Source organism: Bacteroides zhangwenhongii (assembly GCF_009193325.2).
Taxonomy (GTDB): domain Bacteria; phylum Bacteroidota; class Bacteroidia; order Bacteroidales; family Bacteroidaceae; genus Bacteroides; species Bacteroides zhangwenhongii.
The window spans coordinates 4,641,220-4,664,083 of sequence record NZ_CP059856.1 but is presented as its reverse complement, the minus strand read 5'-3'; the positions used below and the strand labels follow the sequence as shown (position 1 = coordinate 4,664,083).

Here is a 22,864-nt window from a genome sequence, read left to right as displayed (position 1 = left end):
ATTAATACAAATTAATGCAGACTGAACATCTGCTTTAATCTGCATTAATCTGCGTTTGAAGTATATCTCTGTTTACAGGGATAATCTCAGATTATTTGCCTGCAGCGGCTGCTGCACCTCTTGCTGCACGAGTCAACTTAACGGCACATACAACGGCTTCTTTAGCACTGATCAGTTCAAGACCTTCAAAGCTCAATTCACCAACTTTGATAGTCTTACCCAATCCTAAGTGAGAAACGTTGATGATCAGTTTTTCAGGAATTACATTGTACAAAGCTTTCACTTTGATCTTACGCATCTGCAATGCCAACTTACCACCGGCTTTTACACCTTCTGCAAGACCTTCCAACTGTACAGGAACTTCCATTACGATAGGTTTAGCTTCATCAATCTGATAGAAGTCAACGTGCAGGATAGTATCCTTTACCGGGTGGAACTGGATGTCTTTCAAGATAGCGTTTACTTTTTTGCCATCGATCACCAAGTCTACTACGTAGATGTGCGGAGTATAAACCAAGTTGCGAAGACCTTCGTTAGTCACTGTGAAGTGAACTACTTCATTACCTCCGTAAAGTACACAAGGTACACCACCGTTCTTACGCATTTCTTTCAAAGCTCTTGCCTGTTCTGAAGAGCGTTCTGCAATTGTTCTTGCAGTTCCTTTTACTTCAATTGATTTCATTTCTTTAAAAATTTGTGTTACTCTAAATTAAGTTAGTTTGCTTAATTCACCATCACACGATGTGGATTATCACACGATGTTGCAAAAAAGCGGTGCAAAAGTACATCTTTCTTTTGAGATATCAAAGAGTTACTCCTTTAAAAGTCAATATCAATCTTAATTTCACTCTCTAATTTCTCTTCTTGGGCTTCTTCGGTAGCTTTTCGCTCATTCTCTTCATCGGCTTCTTGGTCCAGCTGACCGCTGTAGTCACCCATTTCACTACGGTCGATAAAGCTGATAGCTTCCGTCAACCCTGCCATAAACTTCTGAAAGTCTTCCCGGTATAAGAAGATTTTGTGTTTCTCGAAGCTCACTTGAGAGTCATCACCTTCTCCCGTTACCACTTTTTTACTCTCTGTAATAGCCAGGAACATTTCATCTTTACGATTCTTTTTTACGTCAAGGTAATAGATGCGTTTACCTGCTTTAATGGACTTGGAGAATACGATCTCCTTGTCATTCATGTCTGCGCTCATTTTCTTTTTTAAATCTTCCATATCTTACGGTCCGTTTATAATCGGCCTCAAAATTGGATATTTTTTTTAAACTGTCAAAAGAAAAAGCGCAGAGAATGAAATACTGCATTAAAAAATGTGATTTATTTGTGGAAACTCATTAAAAATATCTACTTTTGCAGTTCGATAACAACAGTATTAATTTGAATTATGATCAACAGAGTTCTTATTCGTCTTAAGATTATACAGATAGTATATGCCTATTATCAGAATGGCAGTAAAAATCTAGACTCAGCGGAGAAAGAGTTATTCTTTAGTCTTTCAAAGGCGTATGACCTTTATAATTATTTGCTAATGCTGATGATAGCATTGACAGAGTACGCACAAAAACGTATTGATACGGCAAAAGCCAAATTGGCACCTACGGCAGAGGAGTTATATCCCAATACAAAGTTTGTGAACAACAAGTTTGTTGCTCAATTGGAGGTCAATAAGCAGCTTACAGAGTTCATAGCCAATCAGAAAAGGACTTGGGCGAACGATCAGGATTTCGTAAAGGAACTTTATGAAAAAATTGTGGAAACTGATATTTATAAAGATTATATGGCTTCCGATGATGATTCTTATGAAGCAGACCGTGAATTATGGAGAAAACTCTATAAAACATATATTTTTAACAACGATTCTTTAGATCAGGTGTTGGAGGATCAAAGTCTGTATTGGAATGACGATAAGGAAATCGTAGATACATTCGTGCTGAAGACAATTAAACGTTTTGATGAAAAGAAAGGCGCTAATCAGGAATTACTTCCGGAATTCAAGGATGATGAAGATCAGGAATTTGCGCGCCGTCTGTTCCGTCGTACTATTTTGAACTCTGACTACTATCGCCATTTGATTAGCGAGAATACGAAGAATTGGGATTTGGACCGTATTGCATTTATGGATATCATCATTATGCAAACTGCCTTAGCGGAAATTTTAAGTTTCCCGAACATTCCGGTCAGTGTTTCGTTAAATGAATATGTAGAAATAGCGAAGTTGTATAGCACGTCTAAAAGCGGTAGCTTTATCAACGGAACGCTGGATGGAATAGTTAATCAATTGAAAAAAGAAGGTAAGTTGACCAAAAACTGATACCTTTGTATACATTATAGAAACTAAAACAGATTATTTATGAACGTATTGACTTTATTATTAGATGCTCCTGTTGGGGCTGCCGGAGGTGGAAGTATGATGTGGATCATGCTGATAGCGATGTTTGTTATCATGTATTTCTTTATGATCCGTCCTCAAAATAAGAAACAAAAAGAAATAGCTAATTTCCGTAAATCTCTTCAAGTAAATCAGAGTGTGATTACTGCCGGTGGTATACACGGAACAATCAAGGAAATTACTGACGACTATGTTGTACTTGAGATTGCTTCTAACGTAAAGATTAAAATAGATAAGAATTCTATCTTTGCTGACGCTTCAGCAGCTAGCAATCAATCTAAATAAATAGCTGGTAAATACATGCCTATGTTTGATCGTAGGGAAATAAGATATACGTATTTAAAACTATCTAAGAGAATTAAGGATTTTCTGCTCAGTGATAAGAGCAGAGAGTTCTTAATTTTTTTATTTTTCTTTTTGATAGCCAGCGGATTCTGGTTACTTCAAACATTGAATAATGATTATGAAGCGGATTTCTCTATCCCGGTGCGTATCAAAGACGTTCCTAATAATGTAGTGTTGACCTCTGAACCTCCTTCCGAACTTCACGTCAGGGTGAAAGATAAAGGGACTGTCCTTCTGAACTATATGTTGGGCAAAAGTTTTTTTCCGGTGAATCTTAGTTTTCCTGATTATAAGGGAAAAGATAATCATGTGAAGATTTACGCCTCGGATTTTGAAAAGAAGATAATAAGCCAGTTGAACGTGTCTTCCAAAATTCTTTCTATAAAGCCGGATACATTAGATTATATCTATTCGGAAGGAAAGTCCAAACTGGTACCTGTTCGTCTTCAAGGAAAAGTGACTGCCGGACTTCAATATTATGTGTCGGATACGATTTGCAATCCTGATTCAGTATTGATATATGCTCCGGAAGGAATTTTGGATACGATAACGACTGCTTATACGCAAAAGATAAATTTGGAGAATATTTCGGATACTACGCGTCAACGGGTTTCTTTATCTCCGGTGAAAGGAGTAAAGTTTGTTCCGAGTTCGGTTGAAATGACATTCCCGGTCGATATTTATACGGAGAAAACCGTAGAAGTGCCGTTGCATGGAATCAACTTTCCGGCGGATAAAGTGCTGCGTGCCTTCCCTTCTAAAGTTCAGATTACTTTTCAGGTAGGCTTAAAACGGTTTCGTAGCATAAAAGCGAGTGACTTCGTGATTAATGTCTCGTATGAAGAGTTGCTGAAGTTGGGTTCGGATAAATACACGGTTAAGTTGAAATCATTTCCAAGTGGAATCAATCAAATCCGTATTACTCCGGCACAAGTTGATTTTTTGATAGAACAAATATCTTCCAATGGCGATTAAAGTAGGTATAACCGGTGGTATCGGTAGCGGGAAAAGTGTGGTTTCCAGATTGCTCGGCATAATGGGAATCCCTGTTTATATTTCTGATATAGAGGCGAAACGTATTACGAATACGGATGAGGTGATTCGTCGGGAACTGTGCGCTTTGGTTGGTGAGGAAGTTTTTCAGAATGGGGAATTAAACCGTCCTTTGTTGGCTGCCTATATGTTTGGGTATCCGGAACGCACGAAAGAAGTGAATGGGATCATTCATCCACAGGTGAAAAATGATTTCCGTCAATGGGCCGGTCGGTTGAGCGGTAAACCATTAGTCGGCATGGAATCAGCCATTCTTATAGAGTCTGGTTTTAGAGATGAGGTCGATGTTTTGGTAATGGTATATGCACCATTGGATATAAGGGTGGAACGTGCCATGCGACGTGACGGTTCTTCAAGGGACTTGGTAATGAAGCGTATCGAGGCTCAAATGAGTGATGAGGTTAAGAGAAGTCAAGCCGACTTTGTGATTGTGAATGACGATGAAACACCCTTAATTCCGCAGGTTTTAGAGCTTATTTCTTTGCTATCTAAAAATAATCATTACCTTTGCTCCGCAAAAAAATAATTAATAAACAAAAGAATATATACTATGTTGAAGACTATCTTGTCTATCTCCGGCAAACCGGGATTGTACAAACTCATTTCGCAAGGAAAAAATATGTTGATTGTAGAATCAGTCAATGCTGAGAAAAAACGTTTTCCTGCTTATGGCAATGAAAAAATTATCTCTTTGGCAGATATAGCAATGTACACGGACGATGCGGAAGTTCCTTTGTATGAAGTGTTGGAAGCAATCAAGGAAAAAGAAAAATCTGCAGCCGCTTCTATTGATCCAAAGAAAGCAACTCCTGAACAATTGCGTGAATATTTGGCTGAAGTATTGCCGAATTTCGATCGTGAACGTGTGTATGTGGCTGATATCAAGAAATTAGTTTCCTGGTATAATATCTTGGTTGCTAACGGAATCACGGAATTTAAACCGGAAGAGGCTAAAGAGGAAACAGTTACGGAATAAGGAATTGATCCGATTGTTTAATCGAAGTGAAAGCATGATAATCACATAAAGATGGTTATCATGCTTTTTTAGTTGGAATGTGGATATTTCAAAAATATATTAGTATTAATTGGGTAATCTTTGATTAAAATAAATATCTTCTGTTTATATTGTAAATAATACTTCTTTTTGTGTATCTTTGCCTCCATAGTTTTAAATTGATGTTAGGGGAGATGGAGACAATAACAAATAAAGAAGTAAATGTCCGTTTGGACAATCAAAAAGGAACCTTGTGCATAACCGGCTTATTAGTTGGTACGATGGTGTTTTTATACGATTCACAGGGAGAGCTGAGGGGGAAGTCCAAGTTTGAGTTGCCCTCAATTTCTATGCTGGTTCCTAAATATGGGACTTATGTATTGGTGATGAGCCATCCGAACTGTCAACCGGAAGTTCGTAGGATTATATATTCAGAGAAATAAAAAAATGAGAATGTGTCATACCGCGATGAACGCAAATTATCGCAGGTTATTTATGACACATCCTCATTTTAATTTAATGAAACCTTTAATTCCTGAATACTAATCCGTCACCGCTAGCGTCTACAATAATTGCTTTGCTTCGGTCTACTTCCTGAGAAAGTAGTTTTTTGGACAAGTCGTTCAATAGGTAGCGTTGAATAGCCCTCTTTACTGGACGTGCTCCGAATTCGGGATCATATCCTACTTTAGATAAGAAGTCCAAAGCAGCTTCGGTCATCTCAAGTTCCACTCCGTTTTCGGCTAACATCTTCTGTACGCTCTTGATCTGTAAGAGTACAATCTGCTTGATTTCCTTTTCTGTTAACGGCAAGAACATGATTGTTTCGTCGATACGGTTCAAGAATTCCGGACGAATGGTCTTTTTCAGCATATTCATCACTTCCTTTTTCGTTTCTTCGACTACCTCTTCTTTGTTTGCACCATTCAGCTTCTCCATCTGGCTCTGTATATAGGAACTACCCATATTTGAAGTCATGATGATGATAGTGTTCTTGAAGTTGACCACCCTTCCTTTGTTGTCCGTCAGTCGTCCGTCATCCAATACTTGCAACAGAATGTTGAATACATCCGGATGAGCTTTCTCTATTTCATCGAACAGAACGACAGAATAAGGTTTCCGTCGGATAGCTTCCGTCAGTTGACCGCCTTCATCATATCCTACATATCCCGGAGGCGCTCCGACCAAACGGGAAACACTATGCTTTTCCTGATACTCGCTCATATCGATACGGGTCATCATCGTTTCGTCATCAAACAGAAATTCAGCCAATGCCTTTGCAAGCTCTGTTTTACCCACACCGGTCGTTCCGAGAAAGATGAATGAACCGATCGGACGTTTCGGGTCTTGCAGTCCGGCGCGGCTACGACGTACAGCGTCCGCAACAGCTTCTATCGCTTCATCCTGCCCGATAACCCGTTCGTGAAGCTCTTCTTCAAGATGCAACAGTTTGTCTTTCTCGCTCTGCATCATTTTGCTGACCGGAATACCCGTCCAACGAGAAACTACGTCTGCAATGTCTTCGGCGTCTACTTCCTCTTTAATCATGGCGGTATCACCTTGCATCTCGCGGAGCTTTTGCTGAGTCTCTTCTATTTCTTTGTCCAAAGCTTGGAGTTTACCGTAACGTATTTCCGCAACTTTTCCGTAGTCGCCTTCCCGTTCCGCCTTTTCAGCCTCAAACTTCAGATTCTCAATCTCCACCTTATTCTGTTGGATCTTGTCCATCAACGTCTTTTCGCTCTGCCATTTTGCCTTGAAAGACTTTTCCTGCTCTTTCAGTTCGGCAAGCTCCTTACCGATGATTTCCAACTTAGGCTTGTCATTCTCACGTTTGATGGCTTCACGCTCAATCTCCAATTGTTTGATTTTACGGGAAATCTCATCCAGCTCTTCCGGAACGGAATCCACCTCCATGCGTAATTTAGCGGCAGCTTCGTCCATCAGGTCGATAGCTTTGTCCGGCAAGAAACGATCGGTGATGTAGCGGCTACTTAGTTCTACGGCTGCAATGATCGCATCATCTTTGATACGGACATGATGATGGTTCTCGTAACGTTCTTTCAGTCCACGCAGGATAGAAATTGTGCTCAAGTTATCCGGCTCATCCACCTGCACGATTTGGAAACGGCGTTCCAAAGCCTTATCCTTCTCGAAATATTTCTGGTATTCGTCGAGAGTCGTAGCACCGATAGACCGCAACTCGCCACGTGCTAAGGCCGGTTTTAGGATATTGGCGGCGTCCATTGCACCTTCCCCTTTTCCGGCGCCTACCAGCGTGTGAATCTCGTCAATAAACAAGATGATATCACCTTCGGATTTCTTCACCTCATTGACTACGGACTTCAACCGTTCCTCAAACTCACCTTTGTATTTTGCACCGGCAACCAATGCACCCATATCCAATGAATACACCTGTTTGTTTTTCAGATTTTCGGGCACGTCTCCACGAAGAATACGATGCGCCAATCCTTCTACAATGGCTGTCTTACCGGTACCCGGTTCTCCAATCAGAATCGGATTGTTTTTAGTACGACGGCTCAATATCTGAAGTACGCGGCGGATCTCCTCGTCACGTCCGATGACAGGGTCCAACTTACCGCTACGGGCAGCCTCATTCAAGTTGATGGCATACTTTTCGAGTGACTGATAGGTGTCTTCACTTGATTGCGACGTAACCTTTTCTCCTTTTCTCAATTCACTGATGGCGTTACGCAGTTCCTTTTCCGTCATACCTGCGTCCTTCAGGATGGTAGAAACGGTACTCTTGACAGTCAGCAATGCGAGTATGATATGTTCCAGTGAGACGAATTCGTCACCCATTTCTTTGGAATACTGTGTCGCTTTCTGTAAAACCTCGTTGGATTCACGACTCAGGTACGGCTCGCCACCGGATACTTTCGGAAGTGAATCGATTTGTCTGTCTACAACAAGAGCAACCTGTTGTCCGTTCATGCCCAATTTCTGGAAAATGAAGTTAGTGACGTTTTCGCCTACTTTCATCACTCCCTGCATGATGTGGACAGGTTCAATAGCCTGTTGTCCCCGACTTTGTACCAGGTTCACGGCTTCCTGCACCGCTTCTTGAGATTTGATGGTAAAATTGTTAAAATTCATATTGTTGTTCTCCTTTCTTATTTCATGTTTCTAATAACACTTAAAAGGGCGCAAAAGATTTGCCAAGTAGAAAAATATGACAAAATAGCATGATTATTAAGGAGTTAAAGGACAAAATGACTTTTTTTGTTTAGTGCAGACTGACGAATTTACAAGATAATCAAGTGGATAAATGAAAGTATTGTAGTATCTTTATCCGCTGTAATGATATAATTAAGGTATATATGAATGATAAACCCCAAATAAAACTGTCCGAAACAGTAGTGCTGATAGATGCCGCTTTTTTGAATTTTGTAATAACGGATATAAAAAACTATTTTGAGAAGACATTGCAACGTTCTTTACAAGAGATAGACCTTTCGTTGTTTACTTCCTATCTGACTCTGGATGCAGGAATCAACGAAGGAAAGAACGAGGTGCAATTTCTTTTTGTATATGATAAAGAATCGAGACACTTGCAACATTGCCAGCCTTCCGACTTGCAGGAGGAGCTGAACGGAGTTGCTTTCCAAAGTCCGTATGGCGAGTTCTCTTTTGCCGGTGTCCCGTCGGAGGGCATGGTGTCGAGAGAAGACCTGTTTATGGATTTGCTTTCCGTTGTTTCCGATTCGGCGGATGTGAAGCGGATGATTGTTGTTTCTTTCAACGAGGAATATGGGAAGAAAGTGACTGATGTTCTACAGGGACTGAAAGGCAAGGAAGTTATGCAGTTCCGTATGAATGAACCGGAAATACCGGTAAACTACAAATGGGATATGTTGGCTTTTCCTGTGATGCATTCATTGGGAATAAGGGCGGAGGAGTTATAATCGCTAATACTAAGTTGCTGTGTCCGATTTTCGTTTAAAAGTTTTTCAGAGTGTAGCGAAGAACCTAAGTTTTACGAAGGCTTCGCAAGAGTTGTTTGTCAGCCAGCCTGCTATCACCAAGCATATTCAGGAGTTGGAGACTTGTTACCAAACCCGTCTTTTCGATCGTCAGGGAAGTAAAATCTCCTTGACTGAGGCCGGAGAGCTGTTGCTGAAGCATAGTGAAAAGATTTTGGATGATTATAAGCAATTGGAATACGAGATGCACTTGTTGCATGACGAATATATCGGAGAATTAAAACTGGGTGCCAGCACTACGATTGCGCAATACGTCCTTCCTCCTTTATTGGCCAACTTCATAACAAAGTTTCCACAAATCAATCTTTCTTTGATAAATGGGAATTCCCGTGGGGTGGAAGTGGCGTTGCAGGAACATCGTATTGACCTGGGATTGGTAGAGGGTATCTTCCGTTTGCCGAATTTGAAGTACACTGCATTCCTGCAAGATGAACTCGTGGCTGTGGTTCATACGCGGAGTAAATTGGCGGTTGCCGACGAAATCCTTCCGGAAGAACTTCCAAATATCCCTTTGGTCTTGCGCGAAAGAGGTTCCGGTACATTAGATGTATTTGAGCGTGCTCTGCTGCAATATAATCTGAAGCTCTCTTCTCTGAATGTTTTAATGTATCTTGGCAGTACGGAAAGTATCAAGCTTTTTCTGGAGCATACGGATTGTATGGGAATTGTTTCCATCCGTTCGGTACATAAGGAACTTGTTGCCGGCACTCTCAGGGTAGTTGAAATAAAAGGAATGCCGATGCAACGTGAATTTAACTTTGTTCAGTTGCAAGGGCAGGAGGGAGGATTGTCCCAAGTCTTTATGCGTTTTGCGGGACATCATAGCAAGAGTTTATAACCTCGCTTAGGAATCTCTACTAGAAGAAAAAACAATATTATCTCTCATCTCTCATAATTTGCTTGTAAATTGCTGATTATTAGTTTGATATTTTATGAGAGATCTTTTTTGTGCTACCATCTCTCATATATTAAGGCTCTATCTCTCATACTTTCCGCACCTTTTGAGATATAATCTTTGGTAACTCATTATTCTTCTTGTTTCTTTTTTATATAGATTCTGTGTGCACCTCTTCCAGCGATTCCGATTCCGGAATTGGGTTGATCTCCCCATTGTTTTAATTCTATGGTTGCTGCCGTTTGTAAGAGTCCTGTTAGGTTCCGATATTCATGAACCGTAAGGAACGAATGCTCGTCGAGATATTTCAATGCCAGTTTGAGGCGTTGCTCCGGTGTGAACTTCTGTGAGGAACGTTGCTTTTTCCAAGAGGCTCTTTCCAGTCGGCATCTTTCATTAATTCTTCTCGGCATGATTTTGTCTACTCGGAAATTTACATTTCCTACATAAATACTCTGTGCATTACGATGTTCACTTCCTTCTTCGGCTCCTTCCCGTTCTTTATCTTTGTACAGGGCTAGCGACGCTGTGAATGTGCCGATTCCGTCTATCTTAACCGAGCGTCCTTCCGCCATTATGTGTGCCATTTCGATGGAGGTTTGGAGCAATATGCCTTCTATATCTCCTGGGCTGAAACCACTGACGTCACCCACTCGTTGGGCGAGTTCTTTTATGCTTGCATTGTCTACCCGTGCAAACTTCGGATATGTGATTCTTTTCCCCGTATTCTGTAAGTCGGGCATCTCCTCCATTATGTACTTTGCCATACTGTTTGTTGTTTAAATCATTAGTAGATAAGTTCTTGTATACTAGGGCAAAACTTCTTTTTCTCTAATAGATAAGTACTTTTGGATTAAGTATAAACTATAAACGGAGCTTTCGTTTTTACAAATGAAACTTGCGTTTATAAAAACGAAAGCTTTGGTTATAAAAACAAAGCCTTCGTTTATAGTTTTCTCTTGTACAAAGGTAGGTTTTATATTTGAGAAAAAGAAGTTTGGCATTAATAAAAAGGAATTTATCTATTAATAGATTGCGTGGAAAGTACTAGGAAAAGTGGAAGTAGGAAAGGATGTCTATATGTGTTTAGACGATTGCTGGGAGGGGTGTTTCTAGTTTTATTCTATTACTTGAATAAAAATGAATGAGATGAAGTAGGATATTTGATTTTATTTTCATATTTTTGCAGTTGTCTATAGCGATAGGCTATTATTTGTAGAGATAAAATTGTAAGAAGCGTTGTGCTTCATTCTTGTGACTGAAAACCTAGGAAATTTTCAATGACACACGGGAATGACACAGTATGTTTCCTACGCTGATTCAGCGTGGGTCTGCTGTCCATCTATTCGTGTGTTTGGGTTTTCCTAGGACCTTCAGTTGCAGATAGTTGGCACGCAGTTCCGCGCTTTTTTTGTGTACTTATATATTGACTGATTTTTGGGAACTGGAAGTCTGCTGAATTTGATATTAAATAAAATTGATTATATATGGCAGCAATTATTAAATCCATCTATTGGGAGCAAATGGACCAGGAAGAATTAGTCTATAAGTTTCCATTCAATAACATTACTACAGGTAGTGTGTTGACGGTTAATGAAAGTCAAGAGGCTTTCTTTTATAAAAGTGGTACGCTTTGTGATTCTTTTACATCGGGTAGGCATACGTTGAACACAGCTAATTTGCCTGTTCTTCAAAAACTATTGAATTTACCTTCGGGAGGAGAAACGACCTTTACGGCTGAGGTATGGTTTGTCAGCAAACTAGAAAAGCGCAATATGCTGTGGGGAACCGGAGGTTTACGAATTATTGACCCCTATTTTCAAATTCCGATAAAGATTGCTGCTCGTGGACAATATGGGATTCGTATTGTAGACGGGGCTACTTTTTTGAAAAAATTGATTGGAACAGTTGGACATGCTGATATGGAATTGATTGACAATCAGTTTCGTATAGATGTGATTGAGGCTGTAAGGGTATCCATTGCCAAATACATGAAAGAAAATGGAGTGAATGTAAATGAACTGGGAATGGAATACAGAGGAATATCTAAGGAAACTTCCAAAAATCTTCAACTTTCTTTTAATGAATATGGTATTGAAGTTTTAAATTTCAATATCGAGGATATATCATTCGACGAGAATGACAAGGGATATCAAACGGTGCTTTCTGGTATTGCAGAACAGGCTCGTTTAAGTAAATTAGGAATAAATTATCTGCAACAAAAGCAGTTGGATATTGCACAGACAGCTGCGGGCAATGAAGGCGCGGGCGTAATGATGGGAGCTGGTATGGGATTCGGAATGGGAAATTCAGTGGGAAATATGATGGGAAATGTGATGACAAATGTGGGGATGCCTTCTACTCCTCCGCCACCGCCACCTGTAAATTCTTCTTTTTATATAGCACAAAATGGACAAACTACGGGACCTTTTACTATGGAGGTTCTGAAAGATATGGCGTTGAATGGGCAGTTAACAAAAACTACTTATGTCTGCAAAGTCGGCTCACAATCGTGGGTGTTGGCTGAAAATGTTGTGGAAATTGCAGCTTTGTTCTCTTTAATGCCACCCCCTCCACCTCCAGGCTTGTAATGGTGGAGTGTGTAAATTAAAATATTAATCATATATATATACTTATGAAAGCAAAGAATTTCTTGATTTTATTTGTGGCTATACTTGTGATAGTCGGGATTACGATAGGACTGTTTTATTTGTTAGGTCCAGAGGAAAAGACTCATTTATTTTACGCTAATATGGTGGTCACTTCTATATTAGAGATTATGCTCTTGTGTAATCTTCCATTTTTTACTAATGGAAAATTAACCACGGTTCGTAATACTTCCATTAGTATGCAGTTGTTTTACTTCATATTGTCGGAAGCTATTTGGATGCTGGTTTTCAATGTTTTTTTATCCGATACTGTTGATACTAAATACTATTATGCGGGTTTACTTGTTATCTTTTTAATCTTTGTTGCATTGATTAGCATTGTCGGAATCGGTGGGAATGTACAGGCAGAGAAACAAAAAGAAATAGAGCAATCCGTGATGGTTCGGAAAAGCCATTTAGCTTCTACGCAAATGGTAATGATGGAGTATCGACAGGCTTTACGTGATGTTGATAGTGAACAGAAAGATAGGCAGGGGCAGCAATTGAAAATTCTGTTAGATAAAATAGCGGCTATTCCGGCAGAAAAGTTAGAACGTAATGCAACTGTAGTAGAGGATATTAATATCAAGCTGAATGGATTAAAATCGTATTTCCAGATACGGAAAGAGAGTGTCGAGGTGGATATGGATACTTTGACCCGGGAAATTGAAAACTTTACAGAATATATATCTTACATTAAAAATACATTGTAATATGAGTGAAGAAATAAAATGCCCCGTATGCGGTGGCAATAAATTAATTGTGGGTGCTGATCCTTTTCAAAGGAAATGTGCATATTGTGGTGCGGTAGTACAAACAGAACCAAATCAAGAAAAAAAGTCGTCGGAAGTACAAACTCCGTCAAATACAGTGGTACAGGTTACTGTCCAACAAACGCCTCAGAGTACGCAGCAATATACTCCTCAATACGCGCAATCTACGAAAAGTAAGACGACAGCGGGGATGCTTGCTATATTTTTAGGTGGATTAGGAATACATAAATTCTATTTAGGCAAAAATGGACAAGGTATAGCATATTTATTGTTATTTTGGTTTTTCTGTTGGACTGTTTTTGTCCCTGTCTTAATTACTATAATTGCGTTTATTGAGGGAATAATTTTACTTACGATGAATGATAATGAATTTCATCAAAAATATGGCTAATTAGGTTATTGTTGTGGGGGGAATGGCTTAGTGAATGAGGAAGATTTAAGGAGCGTCTTTCTAATTCATGATAGTCATTTCCCCTTATTCTAATTAAATAAAGGATGAAATATAAATTATTCCGTAGAAGTGGAATCAAATACAAATCCTTTCTTTTTATATGTTTACTTAATCTCATCTTTTTAAAGATTGTTAGTTTGTAAAAAATATAGTCGTAATATAGGAGAGTATAATATGAAAATAAATGAGACTGTTACAACCAACTGTAAGTTGAAGCATACGTTTTTATTCGTGGAATTGATAATGTTATCTATATTGATACAAGTTGCTATATATATAGCATTAGACTCCATAGTATTGGAAAATAAAGAAATTTTTCAACTGATTGTTTTATCTGTTGCAAATCCAATAACTGAATTGGTATGTACTTTAGTCGCAATAATTATGTATATTATTTAATAGAGCGTTTTGTTAAACGTTTCCGTTTGTGAGCTCAGTTTGACAATTTAATCAGTTGATTATGAATTGGAATAATAAAATAATCTTCTATTACTGAAGATAAAACAGAAATGCGTAATGTTTTTTTACGAAATGGGTTTATTGGAAAAGAAAGTTTATTGAAAAGTTATACAGTTCTCATTCTTCTTACTATCTTTGTTCTTCATCTGTTAAGAACGATAGAAGTATGGATAGTATTACTGCATATCTTTTGGAGGAAAAGCAATCTAAGCGAAAAGGGGGATTGTATCATAAAACCCAAGTGAGTTTGACTTATAACTCTAATCGAATAGAAGGGAGTAGGCTTACTGAAGAACAAACTCGTTTTATCTTTGAAACTCGTACTATAGGTTTTAGGGATGAAGAGGCTGTACCGGTTGATGATATAATTGAGACATCCAATCATTTTGTGGCTTTTGATTATTTGCTTGATACCATTGATGAACCCTTATCTGGAAAATTGATTAAAGAATTTCATCGAATATTGAAAACTGGAACGGCGGATGCAGCGAAAGCTTGGTTTAATGTAGGTGATTGGAAAAAATATCCAAATGAGGTTGGAGGTATTCAGACTGTAATGCCTGATAATGTAGATGCGGAAATAGCGAATTTGAATGATAAATACTATTCAATTGTCTGTGTAACATTTGAAGATATTATAGAATATCATTATTGTTTTGAAAGAATTCATCCATTTCAAGATGGTAATGGTAGGGTAGGGCGGCTGATTATGTTTCGTGAATGCCTTCGTCATAATATCGTTCCATTTATTATAGATGAGCGCCATAAGCAATTTTATTATCGTGGACTTAGGGAGTTCGCGACTACTCGTGGATATTTGCTAGATACTTGTCTCTCTGCTCAAGATACTTATGTAGCGTGGGTAAAGTACTTTTATCCGGGATTATTAGACTGATAGATAGAAATAAAATCTGACTTTTATATGGGCTGTTTAATGAATCTTTTATGGTTGTTGCTTGGCGGTATTAGCGTTATCACCTTTTGGAAAAGATATTGTAGAAGTGTAATAAGGTAATCTTGATAAAGAAGAGGTTAGAGCTATAACTAAAAGTTATAACGTATAATTAGAAACGATTAGCGTGTCTTGATTGTTTGTCATACCTTTGCGCTCCAGAAAAACAATTAAAGATATATTATATGATTTCAACAGCTACAAAAACATTGCAGGCAAAAAATAAGACTATTTATGTCGCCCTGCTTTCTACTTTGACTCTTTTCTTATTTTTGGATTATATTCCGGGTTTGCAGGCATGGTCTGCATGGGTGACTCCTCCGGTAGCTCTGTTCCTCGGACTTATTTTTGCATTGACTTGCGGACAGGCACATCCGAAATTCAATAAAAAGACTTCTAAATATCTATTGCAATACTCCGTTGTCGGATTAGGATTCGGTATGAATCTGCAATCAGCGTTGGCTTCCGGTAAGGAAGGGATGGAGTTTACTATTATTTCGGTGGTAGGTACATTGGCGATAGGTTGGTTTATCGGACGCAAGATATTTAAGATAGATAGAAATACTTCTTATCTGATCAGTTCGGGAACGGCTATTTGCGGTGGTAGTGCCATTGCGGCAGTAGGACCGGTATTGAAGGCAAAAGATAGTGAAATGTCTGTGGCATTGGGTACTATCTTTATTTTGAATGCTATCGCGCTTTTCATATTTCCAATGATTGGTCATGCTCTGAACATGAGCGAACATGAGTTTGGTACTTGGGCGGCTATTGCTATCCATGATACAAGTTCTGTGGTTGGAGCCGGTGCTGCTTATGGAGAGGAGGCTTTGAAGGTGGCTACTACCATCAAATTGACTCGTGCTCTTTGGATTATTCCGATAGCTTTCGCTACTTCATTCATTTTTAAGAGTAAGGGGCAGAAGATTAGTATTCCCTGGTTTATTTTCTACTTTGTACTGGCAATGATCGTAAATACTTATTTGCTGGATGGAATGCCGGAAATTGGAAATGCTATTAATGGAATTGCTCGCAAGACATTGACAATTACGATGTTCTTTATTGGTGCTTCTCTTTCGATAGATGTTCTGAAAGCAGTTGGCGTAAAACCGTTATTGCAGGGAATAGCGTTATGGGTAGTCATTAGTTTGAGTACATTGGCATATATCTATTATTTTGCATAAGTAAGAATAAGGATAAGATAATATATAAAAGAAGTGGGAGAATGTTCGTTTCGTACGATATTCTCCCACTTCTTTTTGTACAACCCTCAACCCTCCGATTACAGCTCCTCCGATTACAGCTTTGAAAAACTGTAAGGTGGGAGTGATTATTTTTTCTTTAACTCTTCAAAGATCAGTCCTTCCAGCTCTTCTGCAAGTTCCGGATTGTCGGCAATACATTGTTTGGCGGCATCGCGTCCCTGTCCCAGCTTCGTGTCGTTGTAACTATACCATGAACCGCTTTTCTTGATGATTCCCAGATCGGCACCCAAGTCAACGATTTCTCCGGAATGGGAGATACCTTCACCGAACATGATATCAAATTCTGCTCTCCGGAAAGGAGGAGCCACTTTATTCTTCACGACTTTTACTTTAGTCAGTTTGCCCAGAATCTCTTCACCATCTTTGATCGGTTGTCCCGGACGGATATCCAAACGTACGGATGCGTAGAATTTTAAGGCATTACCACCGGTAGTTGTTTCCGGACTGCCGAACATTACACCGATTTTCTCACGCAACTGATTGATAAAGATACAAGTTGTACGTGTCTTGCTGACTGCTGCTGTCAACTTACGTAATGCCTGAGACATCAAACGTGCCTGAAGACCTACTTTGTTGTCACCCATGTCACCTTCAATTTCAGCTTTAGGAGTCAATGCGGCAACGGAGTCGATTACGATAATGTCGATAGCGGAGGAACGGATCAGTTGTTCTGCAATTTCCAATGCCTGCTCCCCGTTGTCCGGCTGGGAGATGTACAGGTCATCGATGTTTACACCTAGTTTAGATGCATAGAAACGGTCGAAAGCATGTTCTGCATCAATGAAAGCTGCTATACCGCCAGCCTTTTGTGCTTCGGCAATGGCATGAATGGCCAATGTCGTTTTACCGGAAGATTCCGGACCATAAATTTCGATGATTCTACCTCTTGGGTAACCTCCCACGCCAAGTGCCACGTTCAAGGCTATGGAGCCTGTCGGGATCACTTCTACTTGTTCAACACTGTCGTCACCCATTTTCATGATAGAACCTTTACCGAAGCTCTTTTCTATCTTTTCCATGGCTGCCTGTAAGGCTTTTAGTTTTTCGCTTGATGCCATTTTATTATCTGTTTCAAAATTAAGTTCGTCTTTCTTTGCCATACCTTATTCTACAATTAATAGATTTATTGATTTAAAATCTGTGCGGCGTGTTCTTTGGTCTTCACCTCTTTGGGAGTGATAATCCGTTCTACTATTCCTTCTTCATTAATCAGGAAAGTAGTGCGGAAAGTTCCCATGTAAGCGCGTCCGTACAGCTTCTTTTCTCCCCACACACCGAACTCTTCTACTAATTTCTTGTCAGTATCGGCAATCAGCGTGAAAGGAAGATTGTTTTTCTCGATGAATTTCTGATGTGATTTCTCATTGTCTACACTGACACCGATTACTTCATAGCCGGCTTTGCGTAGTTCGGAGTAGTTGTCGCGCAGATTACACGCTTGCGCGGTACACCCCGACGTGTTGTCTTTCGGATAGAAGTACAACACAATCTTTTTCCCTTTATAAGCACTTAAACGGATTTCTTCGCCTTTTTCATTGATTCCCAAGATTTCCGGTGCTTTATCTCCTACGTTTATCATAACTTTCTTTTTATCGAACAGGGCTACTCTTACAATTCCAAATCTTTGTCGAACTCTTCATGCCACGGAAGGCCTTGTTTATTGAGTTGTTCCATGAACGGATCCGGATTGAATTCTTCAACGTTGTTTACGCCCGGACGTTTCCATTCGCCTTTAAAGAACATCATAGCTCCGATCATTGCCGGAACTCCGGTTGTATAGCTCACTCCCTGCATACCTGTTTCTTTGTATGCTTCCTGGTGGCTGCAATTATTGTACACATAGTAGGTGCGTTCTTTTCCGTCTTTCAAACCACGTATACGGCAGCCGATAGAAGTTTCGCCTTCGTAGTTTTCGCCCAAGTCCTGCGGGTTAGGCAGAACTGCTTTGAGGAATTGCAGAGGTACAATCTTCACCCCATTATAATCGACCTCGTCAATGCGAGCCATGCCAATGTTTTGGATAACGCGTAAATGAGTTAGGTATTCTTGTCCGAAAGTCATCCAAAAACGTGCACGTTTGATAGTCGGGAAATGTTTTACCAATGATTCCAGTTCCTCATGATATAGAAGGTATGAATCACGTGGACCGATATTCGGATAAGTCAGGTCCTTATGAATTTCCAGAGGACCGGTAGTTACCCATTTACCGTTTTCATAATAACGTCCGTTCTGCGTAATCTCACGGATATTGATTTCCGGATTGAAGTTTGTTGCAAATGCCTTGTGGTGGTTTCCGGCATTACAATCTACAATATCCAGATAATGAATCTCATCGAAATAATGTTTGGCTGCATAAGCTGTATAAATACCGCTTACTCCCGGGTCGAATCCACAACCAAGAATGGCTGTCAGTCCTGCTTCTTTGAAACGGTCGTGATATGCCCATTGCCAACTGTATTCGAAATGAGCTTCATCTTTCGGCTCGTAATTGGCGGTATCCAAATAGTTTACTCCTGCTTTCAGACACGCTTCCATAATGGTTAGGTCCTGATAGGGGAGGGCAACGTTAATCACCATTTCCGGTTTGAAATCATTGAACAGAGCTACCAGCTCGTCCACATTGTCGGCATCGACTTTTGCTGTTTTTATATTGGGGTTACCTATTGCCTCGACGATTTTATCGCATTTCTCTTTCGTACGGCTGGCAATCATTATATCTGTAAAAATGTCGGCATTCTGTGCCACTTTGTGTGCAACGACAGTACCAACACCACCTGCACCAATAATAAGAACTCTACCCATTTTCTTTAATTGCGAATTAAAAATTAAGAATATTAGAATTGTTTATGGAGCAAATATACGTGATTATTTTTAGATAATCATTCGTCTCGCTCTCTTTTTATTTACCTTTGTGAAGTCTATTCTCATTTTTTTTGGTATCTTTGTCCTCAATTTAACTTAAACGTTATAACAATATGAATAAAGTACTAGTTTCAATTTGCATTGCGGGTACAGCGCTTGCAATGTCTTCATGCCGTTCAGTAGAGAAGGCAATACCTTTGTCATCAATCAATGGCGAGTGGAATATCATAGAGGTCAATGGCTCGAAAGTGACTCCGGGCGAAAGCAGAACCCTTCCTTTTATTACTTTTGATACTGCAACCGGTCGTGTGTCCGGTAATAGCGGCTGTAATCGTATGATGGGTAGTTTCGATGTAAATGCGAAACCGGGAAGCCTTTCGTTGGGCGCGATGGCGGGTACGAAGATGATGTGTCCGGATATGACTACTGAGAGAAATGTATTGGGTGCTTTGGCACAAGTAAAAGGATATAAGAAAGCCGGTAAAGATAAAATGTATCTTTGCAATGCATCCAATCGTCCGGTTGTGGTTCTTGAAAAGAAGGAGGCTAATGTGAAATTGTCTGTTTTGAATGGAGAATGGAAAATAAAGGAAGCGAATGGCGAAGCAATCCCTTCTGGGATGGAAAAGCAACCTTTCATCGCTTTTGATGTGAAAAAGAAAACGATTCATGGCAATGCCGGATGTAACTTGATAAACGGTGGCTTTGAAACCAGTGCAAGCAATGCTAAATCAATCTCTTTTCCGGGAGTGGCAAGCACGATGATGGCTTGTCCGGACATGGAAACGGAAGGTAAGATTCTGAAAGCCTTGAATGAGGTGAAGTCGTTTGATGTATTATCAGGTGGCGGAATCGGTTTGTATGACGCAAATAATGCATTAGTGCTCGTCTTGGAAAAGTAATAAGTAAGAATAATATATATAATAAGGTATGCCTGTGTCGCACATGACGACATAGGCATATTTTTTTTGTTGGCATTGAACCAGAACCGCCTGTATTTGTTTAATGAGTCAGTTGCTGATAGTGTCCGGGTTTGACTGTGTCAGCAGTGTTTTATTTGTTGAAACTGTCTTTTTGGCAGATATTATGTCAAGCATTCGTATAATTTCTTTTTGGCATACGGTTTGTCTTTTAATAAACGTCCGTTTGGGATTACACCCTAGGAAAAGGATGGAAAAACAACCGGACAAAAGAAATTATAGAATAAATAATAAATAAAAAATAACGATCATGGGAAAAATTATTGGTATTGACTTAGGAACAACAAACTCTTGTGTTGCCGTATTTGAAGGTAACGAACCGGTAGTAATTGCAAACAGTGAAGGTAAGCGCACAACTCCTTCAGTAGTTGCTTTTGTGGATGGTGGTGAACGTAAAGTGGGTGATCCTGCTAAGCGTCAGGCTATTACCAACCCTACGCGTACGATTTTCTCTATTAAACGTTTCATGGGTGAAACTTGGGATCAAGTACAGAAAGAAGTAGAGCGTGTTCCTTATAAAGTAGTGAAAGGTGACAACAATACTCCGCGTGTGGATATTGACGGTCGTCTGTATACTCCGCAGGAAATTTCTGCAATGATTCTTCAGAAGATGAAGAAAACCGCTGAAGACTATTTGGGACAAGAAGTGACAGAAGCTGTGATTACCGTTCCTGCTTATTTCTCTGACTCTCAACGTCAGGCTACAAAAGAAGCCGGACAAATTGCTGGTCTGGAAGTAAAACGTATTGTAAACGAACCGACAGCCGCAGCTCTTGCCTACGGTCTGGATAAGGCTCACAAAGATATGAAGATTGCTGTATTCGACCTTGGTGGTGGTACATTCGATATCTCTATCCTCGAATTCGGTGGTGGTGTATTTGAAGTGCTTTCAACAAATGGTGACACTCACTTGGGTGGCGATGACTTCGACCAGGTAATCATCAATTGGTTGGTACAGGAATTCAAGAATGATGAAGGTGCTGACTTGACTCAGGATCCGATGGCTCTGCAACGTTTGAAAGAGGCTGCTGAAAAAGCTAAGATTGAACTTTCTTCTTCTACAAGCACAGAAATCAACTTGCCGTACATTATGCCGGTAGCCGGTGTACCTAAGCACTTGGTTAAGACGTTGACTCGTGCTAAATTTGAATCTTTGGCTCACGGATTGATTCAGGCTTGTCTTGAACCATGTAAGAAAGCGATGAGCGATGCAGGTTTGAACAATGCCGATATCGATGAGGTAATCCTTGTAGGTGGTTCTTCCCGTATCCCGGCTGTTCAGAAACTGGTAGAAGATTTCTTCGGCAAGACTCCTTCTAAGGGCGTGAATCCGGATGAAGTTGTTGCTGTAGGTGCTGCTGTGCAGGGTGCTGTTTTGACAGATGAAATCAAAGGTGTGGTATTGTTGGATGTTACTCCGTTGTCAATGGGTATCGAAACGCTGGGTGGCGTAATGACTAAGCTGATTGACGCTAACACTACCATCCCGGCTCGTAAGAGTGAGACTTTCTCTACTGCTGCCGATAACCAGACGGAAGTTACTATCCACGTATTACAGGGAGAACGTCCGATGGCTGCACAGAATAAATCAATCGGTCAGTTCAATTTGACAGGTATTGCTCCGGCTCGTCGTGGTGTTCCTCAAATTGAGGTTACATTCGACATCGATGCCAACGGTATCTTGAAAGTATCTGCAAAAGACAAGGCTACCGGTAAAGAACAGGCTATCCGTATCGAAGCTTCCAGCGGTTTGAGCAAGGAGGAAATCGAAAAGATGAAGGCTGAAGCTGAAGCTAATGCTGAAGCAGATAAGAAGGAGCGTGAGAAGATTGATAAGCTGAATCAAGCTGATAGTGTAATTTTCTCTACTGAAAATCAGTTGAACGAATTGGGCGATAAGTTACCTGCTGACAAGAAAGCTCCGATTGAAGCTGCTTTGCAGAAACTGAAAGATGCTCATAAAGCTCAGGATTTGGCTGCTATCGATACTGCTATGGCGGAAATCAATACTGCTTTCCAAGCTGCAAGTGCTGAAATGTACGCTCAGAGCGGTGCACAGGGTGGAGCGCAAGCAGGTCCTGATATGAATGGCGGTGCTGGTCAGCAAGATAACAGCAAGCATGGAGATAATGTACAGGATGCTGATTTTGAGGAAGTCAAATGATTCCGATAAGGAAACAGATAATAAACAATAAGCAAAAGCGTGCAGCTCAATGAGTTGCACGCTTTTTGCGTTCAGAAGTTTCTTGCGATACTTTTCTTTATATTTGGTATTGTCGGGAAAGAAGTAAATCGGCTAATAGAACCGCTGCTTTTTTTATATATCTATACCATATTGCTTGCAGATGCTTGTTTTACAAATCAAGTCTTTCTGCGGAATAGAAAAAAGTTGGTCCTCAATTTGTTTTGCCGTTCAATGAGATTACTGTAACTTTGTGTCCGGTTTAAAAAGATTGTATATTATGGAGTTACCTAAAGATCCGATGATGCTGTTTAGCGTTATCAATATGAAATTGCGGGATTGCTATTCTTCGCTTGATGAACTTTGTGAAGATATGGATGTAGATAAGGAAGAGCTGGTGAGTCAATTAAAAGCCGCAGGCTTTGAATATAGTGCAGAACATAATAAATTCTGGTAACGGTCTTTTCTTTAATTTACAGACTAACAATCTATCCGGATATCCGAAACGTCTTCATGCTCTTGGCAGAGCTTATGGAGACGTTTTTTTTATCTTATTATTATTTCCTTCCATATCCTTCACTCGTTAATAAAAGCAAAAAGCAAGATTCTG

The 22,864-nt window shown here is 39.9% G+C and carries 23 protein-coding genes; 16 read left to right on the top strand and 7 right to left on the bottom strand.

What is annotated here, in order from left to right; genetic code table 11:
• Window positions 1-91: 91 nt before the first annotated feature.
• Together GD630_RS18540 and GD630_RS18535 are read right to left on the bottom strand one after the other, a co-directional pair.
• The gene (locus tag GD630_RS18540; protein ID WP_007756089.1) at window positions 92-682 is read right to left on the bottom strand and encodes a 50S ribosomal protein L25/general stress protein Ctc; all 591 of its coding nucleotides are present in this window, start codon (window positions 680-682) and stop codon (window positions 92-94) included.
• A gap of 137 nt (window positions 683-819) precedes the next feature.
• A complete protein-coding gene (locus GD630_RS18535) occupies window positions 820-1,221 on the bottom strand; it encodes a PUR family DNA/RNA-binding protein (RefSeq protein WP_007756088.1) in 402 nt (133 codons plus the stop codon).
• 168 nt (window positions 1,222-1,389) lie between these two features.
• On the opposite strand from GD630_RS18535, the gene nusB reads away from it, so the two are divergent.
• The 6 genes from nusB (at window position 1,390) to GD630_RS18505 (ending at window position 5,229) form a co-directional block, all read left to right on the top strand.
• A complete protein-coding gene (nusB, locus tag GD630_RS18530) occupies window positions 1,390-2,316 on the top strand; it encodes a transcription antitermination factor NusB (protein WP_007758751.1) in 927 nt (308 codons plus the stop codon).
• 39 nt (window positions 2,317-2,355) lie between these two features.
• The gene (gene yajC, locus GD630_RS18525) at window positions 2,356-2,679 is read left to right on the top strand and encodes a preprotein translocase subunit YajC (protein ID WP_143866748.1); all 324 of its coding nucleotides are present in this window, start codon (window positions 2,356-2,358) and stop codon (window positions 2,677-2,679) included.
• A 21-nt stretch (window positions 2,680-2,700) separates the two neighbouring features.
• On the top strand, window positions 2,701-3,714 hold the full coding sequence (locus tag GD630_RS18520; protein ID WP_029425769.1) for a CdaR family protein: 1,014 nt from the start codon (window positions 2,701-2,703) through the stop codon (window positions 3,712-3,714).
• Complete coding sequence (gene coaE, locus GD630_RS18515) at window positions 3,704-4,318, top strand: dephospho-CoA kinase (RefSeq protein ID WP_143866750.1); 615 nt, start codon at window positions 3,704-3,706, stop codon at window positions 4,316-4,318. The genes GD630_RS18520 and coaE overlap by 11 nt, the downstream gene beginning before the upstream one ends.
• Before the next feature lie 24 nt (window positions 4,319-4,342).
• Window positions 4,343-4,768, top strand: coding sequence for a DUF5606 family protein (locus GD630_RS18510; protein WP_007756075.1), 426 nt, complete (start codon window positions 4,343-4,345; stop codon window positions 4,766-4,768).
• A 200-nt stretch (window positions 4,769-4,968) separates the two neighbouring features.
• A complete protein-coding gene (locus GD630_RS18505) occupies window positions 4,969-5,229 on the top strand; it encodes a hypothetical protein (RefSeq protein WP_182505657.1) in 261 nt (86 codons plus the stop codon).
• 85 nt (window positions 5,230-5,314) lie between these two features.
• Here the strand turns inward: GD630_RS18505 and clpB are convergent, their stop codons facing one another.
• Complete coding sequence (gene clpB, locus GD630_RS18500; protein ID WP_055278177.1) at window positions 5,315-7,903, bottom strand: ATP-dependent chaperone ClpB; 2,589 nt, start codon at window positions 7,901-7,903, stop codon at window positions 5,315-5,317.
• 224 nt (window positions 7,904-8,127) lie between these two features.
• Here clpB and GD630_RS18495 point away from each other — a divergent pair, with 224 nt between their 5' ends.
• Both GD630_RS18495 and GD630_RS18490 read left to right on the top strand, forming a co-directional pair.
• On the top strand, window positions 8,128-8,712 hold the full coding sequence (locus tag GD630_RS18495; protein WP_007758765.1) for a DUF6621 family protein: 585 nt from the start codon (window positions 8,128-8,130) through the stop codon (window positions 8,710-8,712).
• Window positions 8,713-8,731: 19 nt separating this feature from the next.
• Complete coding sequence (locus GD630_RS18490; RefSeq protein ID WP_143866754.1) at window positions 8,732-9,628, top strand: LysR substrate-binding domain-containing protein; 897 nt, start codon at window positions 8,732-8,734, stop codon at window positions 9,626-9,628.
• Between the two features lie 188 nt (window positions 9,629-9,816).
• Here GD630_RS18490 and GD630_RS18485 read toward each other — a convergent pair whose 3' ends face one another.
• Window positions 9,817-10,452, bottom strand: coding sequence for an HU family DNA-binding protein (locus GD630_RS18485; RefSeq protein WP_007758767.1), 636 nt, complete (start codon window positions 10,450-10,452; stop codon window positions 9,817-9,819).
• A 720-nt stretch (window positions 10,453-11,172) separates the two neighbouring features.
• Here GD630_RS18485 and GD630_RS18480 point away from each other — a divergent pair.
• From GD630_RS18480 to GD630_RS18460, 5 genes are all read left to right on the top strand, one after another.
• Entirely contained in the window at window positions 11,173-12,276 is a 1,104-nt protein-coding gene (locus tag GD630_RS18480) for an SPFH domain-containing protein (protein ID WP_143866756.1), read from the top strand.
• A 44-nt stretch (window positions 12,277-12,320) separates the two neighbouring features.
• A complete protein-coding gene (locus GD630_RS18475) occupies window positions 12,321-13,046 on the top strand; it encodes a hypothetical protein (protein ID WP_143866757.1) in 726 nt (241 codons plus the stop codon).
• Window position 13,047: 1 nt separating this feature from the next.
• A complete protein-coding gene (locus GD630_RS21530) occupies window positions 13,048-13,497 on the top strand; it encodes a TM2 domain-containing protein (RefSeq protein ID WP_143866759.1) in 450 nt (149 codons plus the stop codon).
• Window positions 13,498-14,182: 685 nt separating this feature from the next.
• Complete coding sequence (locus tag GD630_RS18465) at window positions 14,183-14,911, top strand: Fic family protein (protein ID WP_143866761.1); 729 nt, start codon at window positions 14,183-14,185, stop codon at window positions 14,909-14,911.
• 242 nt (window positions 14,912-15,153) lie between these two features.
• On the top strand, window positions 15,154-16,149 hold the full coding sequence (locus GD630_RS18460; protein ID WP_007756046.1) for a YeiH family protein: 996 nt from the start codon (window positions 15,154-15,156) through the stop codon (window positions 16,147-16,149).
• A 146-nt stretch (window positions 16,150-16,295) separates the two neighbouring features.
• Here the strand turns inward: GD630_RS18460 and recA are convergent, their stop codons facing one another.
• The 3 genes from recA to GD630_RS18445 are packed head-to-tail and all read right to left on the bottom strand — an operon-like array spanning window position 16,296 to window position 19,032.
• Window positions 16,296-17,330, bottom strand: coding sequence for a recombinase RecA (recA, locus tag GD630_RS18455; protein ID WP_007756044.1), 1,035 nt, complete (start codon window positions 17,328-17,330; stop codon window positions 16,296-16,298).
• A 23-nt stretch (window positions 17,331-17,353) separates the two neighbouring features.
• The gene (gene bcp / locus GD630_RS18450) at window positions 17,354-17,809 is read right to left on the bottom strand and encodes a thioredoxin-dependent thiol peroxidase (protein WP_007758771.1); all 456 of its coding nucleotides are present in this window, start codon (window positions 17,807-17,809) and stop codon (window positions 17,354-17,356) included.
• A gap of 29 nt (window positions 17,810-17,838) precedes the next feature.
• Window positions 17,839-19,032, bottom strand: coding sequence for a saccharopine dehydrogenase family protein (locus GD630_RS18445; protein ID WP_007758772.1), 1,194 nt, complete (start codon window positions 19,030-19,032; stop codon window positions 17,839-17,841).
• A gap of 173 nt (window positions 19,033-19,205) precedes the next feature.
• Between GD630_RS18445 and GD630_RS18440 the strand changes: the two genes are divergently transcribed.
• The 3 genes from GD630_RS18440 (at window position 19,206) to GD630_RS18430 (ending at window position 22,711) form a co-directional block, all read left to right on the top strand.
• A complete protein-coding gene (locus tag GD630_RS18440) occupies window positions 19,206-19,994 on the top strand; it encodes an META domain-containing protein (RefSeq protein WP_007758773.1) in 789 nt (262 codons plus the stop codon).
• A gap of 328 nt (window positions 19,995-20,322) precedes the next feature.
• A complete protein-coding gene (dnaK, locus tag GD630_RS18435; RefSeq protein ID WP_143866763.1) occupies window positions 20,323-22,236 on the top strand; it encodes a molecular chaperone DnaK in 1,914 nt (637 codons plus the stop codon).
• A gap of 298 nt (window positions 22,237-22,534) precedes the next feature.
• Window positions 22,535-22,711, top strand: a complete 177-nt coding sequence (locus GD630_RS18430; protein ID WP_143866765.1) for a DUF4250 domain-containing protein — start codon at window positions 22,535-22,537, stop codon at window positions 22,709-22,711.
• The last annotated feature ends 153 nt before the right edge of the window (window positions 22,712-22,864 follow it).